Genomic DNA, 13,835 nt, shown 5'->3' with positions numbered 1-13,835 from the left:
CATTGATGGTCCCCCGTGTCGGGTCACGTGTGTCGCAGATGAGCGTGACGGGGGCGTCATTCCCGCGAGCGGCCGTGACGGACACGCCTCCGGAAAAGTCCGGACCAGTGCCCGCGGCTGCTCGCCGCTCCCCGTTGGGCGGTGAATAACTGGAACCCTACAGAACGGATCTTGTGAAAGTCGAGTTCGGATACGGATCAATTCCGGCGTACCCGGCCTTCTTCTCCTCTCCGTCACCCCGGGAATCCGTGGAGTTACCGCCGGTTCGCCAATTCTGTTCACAGCTAAACGAGTCCGGATAAAGGATCGCTTGAGTATGGAGGGGGGGAGCATTGGCGGCCGGCTCCCGCATGGCCGGATCGGATGGCGGATTGGCGGATTCCGGATAGTGATCCGGAACCGGAATCCGCCGTCGCAGGAGGATCGCGGGAGGACTACTCGAAGCGCGCGGTGTCGCCCGCCCCGCGGCGCAGGATCTCCGCCCCGCCGCCGGAGAAGTCGATGACGGTGGTCGGCCGGGTGCCGCAGTCCCCGGAGTCGACGACGGCGTCCACCACGTGGTCGAGCCGCTCCTTGATCTCCCAGCCCTGGGTCAGCGGCTCGTCCTCGTCCGGCAGCAGCAGGGTGCTGGAGACCAGCGGCTCGCCCAGTTCGGCGAGCAGGGCCTGGGCGACGAGGTGGTCCGGGATCCGGACCCCGACCGTCTTCTTCTTCGGGTGCAGCAGCTGGCGCGGCACCTCCGAAGTGGCCTTCAGGATGAAGGTGTAGGCGCCCGGGGTAGCCGCCTTGACGGCCCGGAACACGTCGTTGTCCACGTACACGAACTGCCCCAGCTGGGCGAAGTTCTGGCACACGAGGGTGAAGTGGTGCTTGTCGTCGAGGTTGCGGATGGACCGGATCCGCGCGATGCCGTCGCGGTTGCCCAGCTGACAGCCCAGCGCGAAACAGGAGTCCGTCGGGTACGCGATGAGCGCGCCTGAGCGGATGGAGTCCGCCACGCCGGTGAGGGTGCGGCGCTGGGGATTCTCGGGGTGAACGTCGAAGTACTTCGCCATCCGCCGAGCCTACGGGACCGGACCGCCGCACTCCGGCGGTCGCGCGGGTACTCCGTCCGGGTTCACTTGGGGCGCCCGTTCGGGCGCAGCGCCGAGTTTATGATCATCGTTTCGGCTTCCCGTCCTCTTTGATGCTGCCATCCGGCCGAGGGACAAAGGTGGAGGGCTGCGTGGCGAAGTCACGGACGAAGGCGTGGAGCGGCGCGGTCGCCGCGGTGACGGGGGCCGCCGCGCTGGCCCTCGCCGCCGCACCCGGCCGCACGGCCGAGGCGGCGGCCCCCGGCGCCGCCCCGGAGGCGGCGGTCACCCTGCTGGTCGGCCACGCCCTGGACGGCGGGGTCCGCGCCGACTCCGCCGTGTGGTGCGCGGCCGGAGCCTTCCGCGGGAGCCGCTGCGGCACCTGGCAGGAGCAGCGGGTGCTCGCCACCGCCCGGGGCGGCACCGTCCTGTGGGACCCGGCCCTCGGCGACGCCGGTGAACTCCCCACGGACTCGGGCTCCCCGCTGGAGATCACCCTCGCCCGGGCGGAGGCCGGCCGCCTCACAGACGTCACCGTCACCGACGGGCACGGCCGCCACCTCGCCGGCGAGCTCGGCCCGGACGGCGGACACTGGCGCAACACCGAACCCCTGCGCGCGGGGGAGGGCTACACCGTCCGCGTCGGCGCCCAGGACGGCCGCGGCGCCCCCGTCGGCGTGAGCATGGTCTTCCGGACCGCACCGCCCGACGCGCCCGCCGACGGGGGCAGGCTCACCGCCGAGTTCGGCCCCCGCCCGGGCACGTACGGCGCCGGCGAGGTCGTCACCGCCGAACTCAGCCACCCCGTCCCCGCCGACGACCCCGACGCCCGCGCCCGCGTCGAGCAGGCCCTCCAGGTGACCTCGCGGCCCCAGGTGGAGGGAGCCTGGCACTGGGTCGACAGCTCGACCCTGCACTTCCGGCCCCGCACGTACTGGCCCGCCCACACCGTCGTCCGCGTCCGCAGCGGCCTCGACGGGGTCGGACTCGGCGAGCACGGCTACGGCGGCCCCTCCGAGCCCCTGGAGTTCACCGTCGCGGACCGCATCGAGGCCGTCACCGACTCCGCCGCCCACGAGATGACCGTACGCCGCAACGGACGCGTCATCAGGACCATCCCCGTCACCACCGGAAAGGCCGGCTTCCGCACCCGCAGCGGCGTCAAGGTCGTCCTCGGCAAGGAGTACAAGGTCCGCATGCGCGGCGACAGCGTCGGCATCAAGAAGGGCACCAAGGAGTTCTACGACCTCCCCGTCTTCTACGCGACACGGGTCACCTGGAGCGGGGAGTACGTCCACGCCGCGCCCTGGTCCGTCGAGTCCCAGGGCGAGGAGAACGTCAGCCACGGCTGCACCGGCATGTCCACCGCGGACGCCGCCTGGTTCTACGAGACCGTCCGCGAGGGCGACATCGTCGAGGTGGTCAACAGCGGCGGCGAGCGGATGGACCCCTTCGGCAACGGCATCGGCGACTGGAACATGGACTGGCGCACCTGGCTCTCGGGCAGCGCCCTGACCCCGGCGGCCGCCGCGCACCGGCCGGCGGACGCCCCCTCCCGCCTCGACCCGACGACCTGAGGAGTGGCCCCCCTCGCGCCGCCCCGCCCCGCGCGGCCCGCTGCCGGACCGCGCCGGGTGCTGCTCGCGGGCTCCGCCGGGAACTTCACCGAGTGGTACGAGTTCGGCGTCTACGGCGCCTTCGCCACGGTCATCGCCGACCGGTTCTTCACCCCCTCGTCCGCGGCCGGCCAGGGCGGCGCCGGCCCGCTGGTCGCCACCTACGCCTCCTTCGCGGTGTCCTTCTTCTTCCGGCCCGCCGGAGCCCTGCTCTTCGGCCGCCTCGGCGACCGCATGGGCCGCCGCCCCGCCCTGGTCCTCGTCATCGCCCTGATGACCCTGGCCACCACCCTGATCGGTCTCCTCCCGACCCGGGCCGCCATCGGACCCGCCGCCCCCTGGCTGCTCACCCTGCTCCGCGTGCTGCAAGGGCTGTGCCTGGGCGGGGAGTTCGGCGGGGCCGTGGCCCTGATGACGGAATCGGCGCCGCCGGGCCGGCGCGGCCGACACGGTGCCTGGCAGTCCTTCACCGTCGCCCTGGGCCTGCTCGCCGGCGCGGCCGTCGCCGCCCTCCTGGCCGGGCTGCTCTCCCCGGCGGCCCTGCACGCCTGGGGCTGGCGGATCCCCTTCCTGCTGGCCCTGCCGCTCGGCCTGGCCGCGTACCGCCTGCGCTCCGGCCTGCCGGACGAACCACCCCCGGAGCCGCCGCACAAGGCCGGCCCGCCGCCGGGAGCCGCCCGGTCCGCACCCGCGCCCGTACCGCCGGTGGCCGTGCCGCCGTCGCCGGAGGCAGTGCCCCACGGCCGCGCCGGAGCCGGCCTCACCGGAGCCGGCCTCACCGGAGCCGCCGGGAGCGGCGCCGGTGCCGCCCGGGCCGTCCTCCTCGGGGTCGCTCGGCTCATGGGCTGGTCCGCGGCCGGGTACACCTTCCTCGTGGTGCTGCCCTCCTACCTCCAGACCACGCTCGGCGCCTCCTTCGGGCAGGCCCTGACCGCGACCGCCCTCGCCAACCTCGGCTTCGCCGCCGCCATCCTGCCCGCCGGGATCCTCAGCGACCGGGTCGGCCGCCGCCCCGTCATGCTCGCCGGGGCCCTCGGCGTCACCCTCCTCGCGTTCCCGCTGCTCCACGTCCTCCAGGACCCCGCCGCCACCGCCCCCGCCAAGGCCGCCGCCGTCCTCGGCGCGGGCGCCACCGTCGGGCTCCTCGCCGGCCCCGGGCCCGCGATGCTCGCCGAGATGTTCCCCGCCCGGGTGCGCTGCACCGGCCTCGGACTGGCGTACGCCCTCACCGGCGCCGTGTTCTCCGGCTGCGCGGGCCTCGTCGTCACCGCCCTGACCGCCGCCACCGGCGACCACGACGTCCCCGCCTACTACGCCGCCGGCACCTGCGCCCTCAGCGCCGTCGCCCTGGCCGGGCTGCGCGGCGACGACCACAGGAGGCCCCTGGAATGAGGGTGATCGGCCTGATGTCGGGCACCTCGTACGACGCCGTCGACGCGGCCGCCGCCCGGCTCACCCTGGAGGACGGCGGCGAGACCCTGCGGCTGGTGCCGTTCGGACTGGTCAGCGCCCCCTACGAGGACGGCCTGCGCGACGCCCTCGCGGCGGCCCTGCCGCCCGCGCCCACCACCCTGGCCGACGTCTGCCTGCTCGACACCCGCATCGGGCAGGCCTTCGCCGCCCTCGCGGTCCGCGCCGAGCGCGAACTGTGCGCCGGCCGCGCCGACCTGATCGCCTCGCACGGCCAGACCGTCTACCACTGGACCGACGCCGGGCAGGTCCACGGCACCCTCCAGCTCGGCCGCCCCGCCTGGATCGCCGAAGCCACCGGCCGCCCCGTCGTCTGCGACTTCCGCCCCCGCGACATCGCGGCCGGCGGCCAGGGCGCCCCGCTCGTCGGCCTCGTCGACCTGATGCTGCTGCGCGGCCGCCCCGGCACGCCCGCCGCCCTCAACATCGGCGGCATCGCCAACCTCACCGCCCTGCCCCGGTCCGGCCCGCCCGTGGCCTTCGACACCGGCCCCGGCAACGCCCTGATGGACGCCGCCGTACGCGAACTCACCGGCGGCCGGCTCGGATACGACGAGGACGGCGCCCTCGCCGCCGCCGGCCGGGTCCACGAACCGCTCCTGCTGCGCCTGCTCGCCGAGCCCTACTACCGGCTGCCCGCGCCCAAGAGCACCGGCAAGGAGCTCTTCCACCACGGCCACCTGCGCGCCGCCCTCGACGGCTGCGCGGCCCTCCCGCCGCAGGACCTCCTCGCCACCCTCGCCCGGCTCACCGCCCGGACCGTCGCCGACGCCCTGCGCCCGCTGGGCGTCACCGAGGTCGTCGCCTCCGGCGGCGGCACCCGCAACCCGGCCCTCATGGCCATGCTCCGCGAGGAACTGCCCCCGCGCACCGCCCTGCTGGATTCGGCGGCACTGGGACTGCCCGCCGCGGCCAAGGAGGCGTACGCCTTCGCCGTCCTCGGCTTCCTCACCCTGCACGGCCTGCCCGGCAACGCCCCCGGGTGCACCGGGGCCCGGGGGCCCCGGGTGCTCGGCTCCCTCACCCCGGGCCGCGAGCCGCTGCGGCTTCCGCCCGCGCCGTCCCGGCCGCCGGTACGGATCGCCGTGGGCCCGCCGTGAGCGCGGCCGGCTCCGCCCCGCGCACCAGCCGCAGCCCCGCCCGGCGCGAGCAAACGGCGGTGGTGCCGGGCGGCAGCGTCCGTACCCGCTGCCCCGGCCGGTCCGGCAGCAGCGCGAGCAGCGCCGGGACGGCCGAGGCGAAGCACAACCGCCCCCGGCCGGGATCCCAGTGGTAGTGGACCGGAGTGCCGTCCGCCCCGCAGGCGGCCAGGACCAGCACCGGTTCGGCGCGCGCGTCGACCACGGCCGCCGCGTACGCGCCCTTGAGGTGCGCCGCGAACTCCGCGCCGTCCAGCTCGAAGGCGGAGTGCGCCAGCGCCGCGTCGTTCCGGTCGGCGACCGGGAGGCCGCGTACCTCCAGCCGGGTGGCCAGGGCGAGCCGGCCGTCGATCCCGCCGTCGAGGACCGCGGCGATCCCGCCCCGCTCGAAGACCCGGCCGGACGCCAGCGCCCACCCCCCGCCGCGGCTCAGGCACGTCCCGCCGGGAGTGCCCGTGCGCAGCTGCGCGGCGGCGGCGCGCAGCCGGTGCGCCGGGAGGCCGGCGCCGAAGTGGCCGAGGAACGGGTACATGGTGATCACTTCCTTGAGAGCGTTCGGCCCGGGGCGGGGAGTCCTCCGTCCCGGCCGCCCGGGACGGAGACCCGGGCGCGGTCCCGGGCCCGGTCCGGTGCCGGGATCCGCCGGCCGGCGGGCACGAGGTCGGTGAGTGCGGCTTCCAGCAGGCCCGCGGGGACCGGGGCCAGCAGGGAGCCGTGGTGTGCGTACGGATCGCCCAGCCCGCGCAGCAGCACCATGCGGGCCTCCTCCCGGCCCCCGGTCACGGCCGCCGCGAGCTCGCTCGGGCGGATCCCGTCGGGCAGGGTCCGGGCGGCGCCGGCGCGGGTCAGCAGGTCCTCGTGGGCCGCTTCGTCCGCCGGGCCCAGCAGCCCCAGGCGGCGGGAGACCGCGGCGGCGGCGCGCAGGCCCAGGGCGAGCGCGTCCCCGTACGGGAGTTCCGGTCCGGCGAGGCTCCGCACCGCCCGGGCGACGGGCTCGCCGTAGCGCAGGGCGGCGGCGGGGCCGCGCCCGAGCGGGTCGTGGGAGCCGAGTGCGGCCCTGGCCTCCAGGCAGAGGGAGACGTACGACGCCAGCGTCTGCGGGTCGTACCCGCCGCCGGGCCGCAGCCGGGGGGCCACGCGCCCGGCCGACGCCGGCACGACGGCCAGTACGGTGCGCAGCAGCGGGCTCAGCCCGGCGCGCAGCCTGTGCGGCGGCAGGGTCGCGAGGTACTCCAGCTGGATCCGGACCAGAGCCGGCGCCGAGATCCGGCCGCCCGGACCCGCCACCGACAGGGCCGTGTCCGTCATGGCCCGCAGGGTGGCGGGCAGGCGGACCAGGGCCGGCCGGGTGCCGTCGGCGTACCGGGCCCGGTCGGCCGCTTCGATCACGCGGCTGCCGCCGAGCGCGACGGCGAGGGCGCCGTCCGGGACCACGAGGGGGCCTTCGCCGTCGGGCCACAGCACTCCGGCGGGCGCGGCCGCGCCCAGCAGGCGCAGGACGCCCGCCGCGTGCTCGCGCGGCAGGCCGGGGTCGGTGACCAGGGCGATCCGGCCCGGGGCGAGGTCCCGCAGGACGTCGGGGAGTTCGTCCGCCGAGCCGTCCCCGCAGCGGATCTGCACGGGGACGTGCGCCGGGCCGCAGAGCAGGGACCGGTCGATGCGGACGGAGGAGAGGTGTGCGGACATGCCGCTCACGATCCGGGCGCCCGCACCCCAGGGGCATGAGGCCCAGACCCCTTCCCGGTCCCTCCGGCCCGGTCCCACCCCGTCCGGCCCGGTCACTCAGAGCGACTGGTCGTGACTGGTAGTGTCGATCCGTGGACGAAGAAGACCGAACCATTCCCAGGGTCTTGATCGTCGACGACCACCCCCTGTTCCGCGAGGGCCTGCGGGCCGCCCTGGAGAGCACCCGGGGCGCGGTCGTCGTAGCCGAGGCCGAGACCGGCGGCGAAGTCCCGGACGCGGTGGACCGGCACCGGCCGGACGTGGTCGTGATGGACCTGTCCCTGCCCGACGTCTCCGGGATCGAGGCCACGCGCCGCCTCGCCGGCACCCACCCCGGGCTGCCCGTCCTCATGCTCACCATGTCCGACGACGACGGCAGCCTGCTCGCCGCCCTCCAGGCGGGCGCCCGGGGCTACGTGGTCAAGGGCGCGGGCTCCGAGGAGGTGCTGCACGCGCTGCGCACGGTCGCGGCGGGCGGCGCCGTCATCGGCTCCGAGATCGCCGCCCGGCTCTCGGAGCTCCTGGCCGGCGGCCGGCGGCGCGACGCCGGACAGCTCTTCCCCTCCCTGACCTCCCGTGAGGTGGAGGTCCTCGAACTGATCGCGCGGGGCCACGACAACCGGCGCATCGCCCGGGAGCTGGTCCTGTCCGAGAAGACGGTCCGCAACCACATCACCCACGTCTTCGAGAAGCTCCAGGTCACCTCCCGCGCCGAGGCCGTGGCCCGGGCCCGGGACGCGGGCCTGGGCGGCGACGGCTGAGACCCCGGACGCCCGGAAACCGGGGCACCCGCCCCATGCGCCCGGGACCGGGGGCGCACCAGGCTGGATACCAACGCACCGAGCGGCCGGGGAGGCCGACATGCGCACAGCGAACCGGACCACCGCGAGCACGCCCCGCTCGGGGCCGGAGATGCTGCCCGCCTACGCCGTCTGCGTCCTCACCATGCTCGCCGCCATCACCTGGGGCATCGTCACCCTCACCCACATCGGCCACCCCGCGCTGCGCAGCGTACGGCTCCACCTCGCCGCCGACCACGTGCTCGTCGGCCTCGGCATCGCCCTCACCGGCATGGTCTTCGCCGCCCGGCGGACCGCCCGGCTCCTCGGCTGGCTCATGCTCTGCTCCGGCTGCGCGCTCACCCTCGCCCAGGTGGTGCCGCAGACCGCCGTGGTGCACGGAGCGGGCCCGCGCGTGCTCACCGCCGTGTTCATCCTGGTGGCGGTCGCCTTCACGCTGATCAACGTCATCATCTACCCCATGCCGCTGTGGCTGCCCACCGGCCGCTTCCCCCGGTGGGGCGCGCCGTACGTGGCCTTCACCGCCCTCTTCAGCGCCGCCCAGCAGTACTACGTCTTCACCCGCCCCGGCTTCGTCTACTACGGGGTCGAGACCCCCATCGCCGGCGCCGGATGGGACGGCCTGGAACGCCTGCTGACGCCGTGGATGGACACCGCCTCGCGCTGGGTGCCGCCCTTCATCGCGGGCATCGGCATCCTCGTCATGGCGGTCCGCTGGCCCCGCACCGCCAGGTCCGACCGCCCCTACGCGATCCTGGCGGTGCCCTACCTGCTGTGGATCGCGGTGATCGCCGTCAACCAGTACGGCGACCCGCCGATGGGCTTCGAGGTCGTCATCGTCTACCTCGCCGCCGCGTCCTGGCCGGCGACCGTGGGCTACGTGCACATCCGGGAGCGCACCTGGGCCCTGGACCGGGCGGGGCGGCGCATCCTGACGGCCTTCGTGCTCACCTTCGGCCTGTTCATGGCCTACGCGGGCGGCGCCTTCGTCCTCGACTACTTCGCGCCCGGCTCCCTGACCCCCGAGTCCGGGCTGATGGCCTGCCTCACCCTGCTGGTGGGCGTCCTGCTGCGGCCCACCGCCCGCTGGGCCGCCCGGCTGGTCGACCGCTACTACTACGGCGAACGCGCCCAGCCCTACCAGGCGGTGCGCGCCCTCGCCGACCGGCTCAGCCACGCCCTCGACCCCGGGGACATGCCCCGCCTGCTGTGCGACACGGTGGTGCACACGCTCCGGCTGCCCGCCGCCCGCCTGGTGATCCGCACCCGGCACGGGGACCGCGAACTGGCCCGCCTGGGCAGCCCCGGCAGCGGCGACGAGGCCTTCCCCCTGGTCCACCGGGACCACGCCATCGGCCACCTCTACGTTCCGCCGCGCGCGGGCGAACTCGCCCTCGACCAGCAGGACCGCGAGGCCGTGCGGATCCTGGCCGACCACAGTGCGCCCGCCATCGCCTCCCTCCAGCTCTACGAGGAACTCCAGACGAGCCGCGAACAGATCGTCCTGGCCCGCGAGGAGGAGCGGCGCCGGCTGCGCCACGACCTCCACGACGGCCTCGGCCCCGCCCTGTCCGGACTGCGCCTCCAGGTCGACGCCGCACGCGCGGCCATACCGCCAGGCACCCGGGCCACGGACTCGCTGGCCGCCGTGTCCGAGGGCATCGGGCAGGCCATCGACGAACTGCGCCACATCACCGGCGGGCTGGCCCCCGCCGCCCTGGACGGCGCCGACCTGCCCCGCGCCCTGCGCCAGCTCGCCGAGCACCTGGGCCGCAACCTGCGCATCACCGTCAGCCTGGCCCCCGAGCCGTTCCCGGGACTGCCGGCCGCCGTGGAGGTGGCCCTCTACCGGATCGCGGCGGAGGCCCTGAACAACGTGGTCCGCCACGCGCGGGCCGGCCACGCCCACGCGGCGGTGGTGCTCACCCCCGAGGCGGTGACGGTGGAGGTCACCGACGACGGCTCCGGCGTCCCCGCGGGCGTGCCCGCCGACGCCGGGGTGGGGCTGCGCTCGATGGCCGAGCGCGCGGAGGAGCTGGGCGGCACCTTCGACCTGGTCAGCACCGGGACCGGGACCGTGGTCAGGGCGGTGCTCCCGCGTACGGCCGGGACCGGCACGGGACCTGGGGACCATGTGCCCGGGACAGGGGGCTCCGTACGTTGATGGTCCGAAGCCCGAACGGGCCCGGAGAATCCGAGAAAGAGGGACCATCATGTACGCGAAGATCGTTCGGCTCGCTCCGGTGGCTCTGGTCACCGCCGGTCTGATCATGGCCGGTCCGGCCGCACTGGCCGCCCCGCAGCACCAGTCCGACGCGGTGTCGGTGCTGGAGCACAAGGCCAAGGGGAAGAAGGGGCCCTACCCGAGCAAGTCGTCCTGTGAGGCGGCCGGCAAGGCGGGCCACTACAAGAGCTACTACTGCAAGCAGCAGGACCACAAGTGGTGGCTGTACTACACCACGAAGTGACCGGAGGACAGCTCCTCAAGCCGGGCCCGGGACACACGTCCCGGGCCCGGCGCCTTGCCGTGCGCGCCCGCGCGGCGGCCGGCGGTCAGACCGTCTTGAGCGTGCCGCCGTCGATGACGTAGTCCGCGCCCGTGATGTTGGCGGCGGCCTCCGAGAGCAGGAACACGACCAGCGAGGCCACCTCCCGCGGCTCGGTGATCCGGCCGGTGGTGATCCCGAAGTTCTGCGGTATCGCCTTCACGAAGGCGGCGTGGTCCACCCCGTGGGCCTCGGCCACCTTGCCGCCGAAGCCCTCCGGGTCCTCCCAGATCGCGGTGCGCACCACACCGGGCGAGACGGTGTTGACGCGTACCCCGCGCGGGCCGAACTCCTCCGCGAGGGACTTGCCGAGCGCGGTGAGCGCCGCCTTGGCCGCGCTGTAGGGCGCCGGGCCGGAGGCGGGGAGGCGGGAGTTGACCGAGGAGACGTTGACGATGGCGCCGCGCCGCTCGATCAGGCCGGGGAGCAGGGCCCGGGTCACGCGTACCGTGCTGTACAGGTTGACGTCCAGGTAGCCGGCCCACTGCGCGTCGTCCGCGTCGAGGAAGCCGGTGAGCGCGGTGTCGGGGCCGCCGCCCACGTTGTTGACGAGCAGGTCGACGCCGCCGAGTCCGGCTGCGGCGGCCTCCGCGAGGGCGGCCGCTCCGGCGGGGGTGGTGAGGTCCGCCGCGAGCGGCACGGCGCCGGAGGCGGCGAGTTCGGGCGTGACCGTGCGGGCGGCGCCGAGGACGCGGACCCCTTCCTCCAGCAGGGTGCGCACGGTGGCGAGGCCGATGCCGCGGCTCGCTCCGGTGACGACCGCGGTCTTGCCGTTCAGTCCGAGCTTCATGAATTCCCCAGTTCTTGAGCTACAGGTACAAAATATCGGTACGGCGGATCCGCCCCCGCGGGGGCGGGCGTGCCGGTCCGGTCAGAGGGAGTCGAGCGTCGCGTCGACCACCCGGGAGAGCCGCTCGGGCCCCTCGGCGACGCGCCCCAGCAGCCGCAGGCCGATGAGGGTGCTCAGCAGCATGCTCCCGACGGCGCGGGCGTCCCGGTCGGGCGGGATCTCCCCGGTGCGCTGGCCCTCCTCGACCAGCGCCCGGAAGGCCTCCTCCGTGCGGTCGAACATGCGCCGCACCAGCTCGGAGGCCATCGCGTCAGCCCCCGCCAGTTCGGCGGCGGTGTTGATCCCCATGCAGCCGCGCCGGTCCGGATCGGCGAGGTCCATCTCGGTGAGCAGCCGCAGCGCCCCGCGCAGCCGCTCCTTGACGGGGCCTTCCCCGCCGAGGAGTTCGACGAGCGCGGCCGCCTGCCCGTCGCGGTAGCGGCGCAGGGCCAGCTCGAACAGCGCGTGCTTGCTGCCGAAGGCGTTGTAGAGGCTGCCCTTGCCGATGCCGAGCGCGTCGACCAGGTCCTGCGGCGTCGTGGCGGCGTACCCCTGCCGCCAGAACACCTGCATGGCCTGCTCCACGGCGGCTTCCGGATCGAACTGCTTCGGCCTTCCCATGACGGCTACTCAACACCATTGTGTACCTGGAGGTCAAGTACGGGATGCGGGCGGCGCCGCCAGGGGGGCGTCCCCCAGCTGTACGAGGGTCAGCAGGACCAGCGCGTCCGTCCAGCCGAGGGGCACGACGGCCTTCGGGAGGCCCTGCGCGTCCACCGTCTCGGGGAGCTCGCCGAGCACGTTGCGCTGGGCGAGCACCCAGTCGAGCACCGCGTCACCCTTCGCCCGCTCGCCCATCGCCGACCAGGCGAGCGCGAAGAAGGAGGTGCTCGCCGTCCAGGTGATGTTCCCCCACCGCGTGTCCGGGTCACTGCCCGGCACCAGCCCGCCGTTGGGCCGCAGCAGCTCCCGGTAGGTGGTGTCCAGCGCCCCGGGGAGACCGGCCGGGGCCTCGTTGAACGGCGGCGCCATGAACGCCGCCGCGCTGTCGTGGCCGTGCAGCCCGTCCACCGTGCGCTGGTAGCCGAGCGGCGCGAACCGCTTGGCGATGCCCCGCTCCAGCCGGCCCGCCGCCTCCGTCCAGCGCGCGGCCTCCTGCTGCCGCCCGAGGCCGGCGGCCAGGTCGGCGGCGGCCCGCAGCCCGGACAGCAGCGGGGCCGCCGTGCCGATGTTGGCGGTGTCCGTGGGCAGTTCCCAGTAGTCGGGGGAGGCCGGCGGCAGCCCCTCCCCGTCCAGGGACGCCGCCGCGAAGTCGGCCGCCTTCAAGATCGCCGGGTACAGCACGCGCAGCCGCTCCTCCCGGTCCGCCGCGGGCGCCGTCCGGTACCACTGCCAGGTGGCCCAGGGCACCCAGCCGTTCGCGTCCAGCTGCCACCGCCGGTCGTCCGGCGGCCCCGAGCCGTCCAGCTTCGTACGGGCCTCCCAGGTGCCGTCCGGCCGCTGCGTCCGCGCGTTGTACAGCAGGACCCGGTACGCCTCCTCGTCGTGCCCCGTGTGCGCGAACGCGGCCGCCGCGAACGCGGAGTCGCGCGGCCAGGAGAAGTCCCAGAACGGGTACCAGGCCGCCGCCAGCGCCCCGTTGGGCCGCAGCAGCGCCCGCATCGACAGCAGCGCCCGCTCCGCGCCCTCGCGCCGGGCCCCCGCAGCCCCCGGCACCAGGCCCCGGGCCAGCCAGCGCCGCGACTCGGCGATCTGGGCCAGCGCGCCCGCGTCCCCCGCCTCGACCACCCGGGACTTCTCCGCGCCCTCCGGCAGGTAGCGCCAGCGGCCCGAGGGCAGCACCAGGACGTTGCTGCCCTCCACGTAGCGGGCCCCGACGGCGAAGGACGGGTCGACGGCCTCCACCGCCCGCCCGTTGGAGAGCAGGCCGGCCGTCCGGGCCGGCTTCATCGAGGCCGGGACGTAGCAGGCCTCCGTCTCCCCGCACCGCTCGGACCCGGCCGGGTTCACGTAGAACGCCAGCCGGCCCGGGCCCGCCTGCCAGCCGCCCCGCGCCGGGTCGTACTGCGCGCCCGCCGGGGAGCCGGCCGCGGCCGCCCGCGTGCCGTGCCAGGTCACCGCCCCGGCCTCGGCGGTCGTGGCCTGGGCGAAGAGGTAGTACCGGGCGCCGGGCCGCAGCGCCGCCGTCAGCGGCACTTCCACCCAGCCCGTGCCCGGCCCGCCCAGGGCGGCCAGGTCCACGGCCGCCGAGGCGATCGCGGAGCCGGCGTCGTCCCGGGCGGTACGCACCTGCACGCTCAGCTTCCCGGTCGCCGCCGCGCTGGCGATGAACAGCGAGACCCGCGAGAGCCGGTCGTCGTCGGTGCTGAACTCCTGGGCCCCCGCCCGTCCGGCGCTCCCCGCGCCCTTGATCCCGTACAGGGCCACGTCGTGCCCCGCCTGACCGTCGAAGGCGGACCGCCCGCCGGGGGAGAGGGGCCCGCCCGCGGCGGCCGCCCCGTCCGCCGTCTGCAACAGCGTCGCCAGCAGGGCGGTGGCCAGCAGGACGGACCGAGTGCGCATCACGCATTGCCTCCACTGTGATGAAGCGTCAAGAAGCCTGGCAGAGCGCGTACGCGGCGCTGTTCATCCAATATC

General features: G+C 75.3%; 12 protein-coding genes. 6 read left to right on the top strand and 6 right to left on the bottom strand.

Features of this window, described 5'->3' with window-relative positions:
• Positions 1-434: 434 nt before the first annotated feature.
• Positions 435-1,055 (bottom strand): L-threonylcarbamoyladenylate synthase, encoded by a 621-nt coding sequence (locus tag ACZ7IF_RS00885; protein WP_470961031.1) that lies wholly within the window; start codon positions 1,053-1,055, stop codon positions 435-437.
• A gap of 170 nt (positions 1,056-1,225) precedes the next feature.
• Here ACZ7IF_RS00885 and ACZ7IF_RS00880 point away from each other — a divergent pair, with 170 nt between their 5' ends.
• The 3 genes from ACZ7IF_RS00880 to ACZ7IF_RS00870 are packed head-to-tail and all read left to right on the top strand — an operon-like array spanning position 1,226 to position 5,259.
• Positions 1,226-2,650, top strand: a complete 1,425-nt coding sequence (locus ACZ7IF_RS00880; protein ID WP_470961029.1) for a L,D-transpeptidase — start codon at positions 1,226-1,228, stop codon at positions 2,648-2,650.
• A gap of 3 nt (positions 2,651-2,653) precedes the next feature.
• Positions 2,654-4,081, top strand: a complete 1,428-nt coding sequence (locus ACZ7IF_RS00875; protein WP_470961027.1) for an MFS transporter — start codon at positions 2,654-2,656, stop codon at positions 4,079-4,081.
• On the top strand, positions 4,078-5,259 hold the full coding sequence (locus ACZ7IF_RS00870) for an anhydro-N-acetylmuramic acid kinase (protein ID WP_470961025.1): 1,182 nt from the start codon (positions 4,078-4,080) through the stop codon (positions 5,257-5,259). Before ACZ7IF_RS00875 ends, ACZ7IF_RS00870 begins: the two co-directional genes overlap by 4 nt.
• Here ACZ7IF_RS00870 and ACZ7IF_RS00865 read toward each other — a convergent pair.
• Both ACZ7IF_RS00865 and ACZ7IF_RS00860 read right to left on the bottom strand, forming a co-directional pair.
• The gene (locus ACZ7IF_RS00865; protein ID WP_470961023.1) at positions 5,180-5,830 is read right to left on the bottom strand and encodes a hypothetical protein; all 651 of its coding nucleotides are present in this window, start codon (positions 5,828-5,830) and stop codon (positions 5,180-5,182) included. The genes ACZ7IF_RS00870 and ACZ7IF_RS00865 overlap by 80 nt on opposite strands.
• 5 nt (positions 5,831-5,835) lie before the next feature.
• On the bottom strand, positions 5,836-6,984 hold the full coding sequence (locus ACZ7IF_RS00860; protein ID WP_470961021.1) for a dehydroquinate synthase/iron-containing alcohol dehydrogenase family protein: 1,149 nt from the start codon (positions 6,982-6,984) through the stop codon (positions 5,836-5,838).
• Positions 6,985-7,115: 131 nt separating this feature from the next.
• On the opposite strand from ACZ7IF_RS00860, the gene ACZ7IF_RS00855 reads away from it, so the two are divergent.
• The 3 genes from ACZ7IF_RS00855 to ACZ7IF_RS00845 all read left to right on the top strand — a co-directional run bounded on the left by ACZ7IF_RS00855 (position 7,116) and on the right by ACZ7IF_RS00845 (position 10,291).
• The gene (locus tag ACZ7IF_RS00855; protein ID WP_470961019.1) at positions 7,116-7,784 is read left to right on the top strand and encodes a response regulator transcription factor; all 669 of its coding nucleotides are present in this window, start codon (positions 7,116-7,118) and stop codon (positions 7,782-7,784) included.
• Between the two features lie 100 nt (positions 7,785-7,884).
• Positions 7,885-9,987: a sensor histidine kinase gene (locus tag ACZ7IF_RS00850; protein WP_470961017.1), complete on the top strand. Its 2,103-nt coding sequence runs from the start codon at positions 7,885-7,887 to the stop codon at positions 9,985-9,987.
• Between the two features lie 49 nt (positions 9,988-10,036).
• Entirely contained in the window at positions 10,037-10,291 is a 255-nt protein-coding gene (locus ACZ7IF_RS00845; protein ID WP_470961015.1) for a hypothetical protein, read from the top strand.
• Between the two features lie 85 nt (positions 10,292-10,376).
• On the opposite strand, the gene ACZ7IF_RS00840 is transcribed toward ACZ7IF_RS00845, so the two are convergent.
• From ACZ7IF_RS00840 to ACZ7IF_RS00830, 3 genes are all read right to left on the bottom strand, one after another.
• A complete protein-coding gene (locus ACZ7IF_RS00840; RefSeq protein ID WP_470961013.1) occupies positions 10,377-11,159 on the bottom strand; it encodes an oxidoreductase in 783 nt (260 codons plus the stop codon).
• An 81-nt stretch (positions 11,160-11,240) separates the two neighbouring features.
• Positions 11,241-11,819, bottom strand: coding sequence for a TetR/AcrR family transcriptional regulator (locus ACZ7IF_RS00835; protein ID WP_470961011.1), 579 nt, complete (start codon positions 11,817-11,819; stop codon positions 11,241-11,243).
• 33 nt (positions 11,820-11,852) lie between these two features.
• The gene (locus tag ACZ7IF_RS00830; RefSeq protein ID WP_470961010.1) at positions 11,853-13,760 is read right to left on the bottom strand and encodes a hypothetical protein; all 1,908 of its coding nucleotides are present in this window, start codon (positions 13,758-13,760) and stop codon (positions 11,853-11,855) included.
• Positions 13,761-13,835 lie beyond the last annotated feature (75 nt).

It is taken from the genome of Streptomyces sp. NPDC037421 (assembly GCF_055602105.1).
The sequence above is the reverse complement of the archived record's forward strand: the minus strand, read 5'-3'. Positions and strand labels throughout refer to the sequence as shown.

Bases quoted from the DNA above. Each gene is read 5' to 3' on its own strand.
- ACZ7IF_RS00885 (WP_470961031.1), bottom strand. From the start codon at position 1,055: ATGGCGAAGTACTTCGACGTTCACCCCGAGAATCCCCAGCGCCGCACC.
- ACZ7IF_RS00870 (WP_470961025.1), top strand. From the start codon at position 4,078: ATGAGGGTGATCGGCCTGATGTCGGGCACCTCGTACGACGCCGTCGAC.
- ACZ7IF_RS00865 (WP_470961023.1), bottom strand. From the start codon at position 5,830: ATGTACCCGTTCCTCGGCCACTTCGGCGCCGGCCTCCCGGCGCACCGG.
- ACZ7IF_RS00860 (WP_470961021.1), bottom strand. From the start codon at position 6,984: ATGTCCGCACACCTCTCCTCCGTCCGCATCGACCGGTCCCTGCTCTGC.
- ACZ7IF_RS00850 (WP_470961017.1), top strand. From the start codon at position 7,885: ATGCGCACAGCGAACCGGACCACCGCGAGCACGCCCCGCTCGGGGCCG.
- ACZ7IF_RS00845 (WP_470961015.1), top strand. From the start codon at position 10,037: ATGTACGCGAAGATCGTTCGGCTCGCTCCGGTGGCTCTGGTCACCGCC.
- ACZ7IF_RS00840 (WP_470961013.1), bottom strand. From the start codon at position 11,159: ATGAAGCTCGGACTGAACGGCAAGACCGCGGTCGTCACCGGAGCGAGC.
- ACZ7IF_RS00835 (WP_470961011.1), bottom strand. From the start codon at position 11,819: ATGGGAAGGCCGAAGCAGTTCGATCCGGAAGCCGCCGTGGAGCAGGCC.
- ACZ7IF_RS00830 (WP_470961010.1), bottom strand. From the start codon at position 13,760: ATGCGCACTCGGTCCGTCCTGCTGGCCACCGCCCTGCTGGCGACGCTG.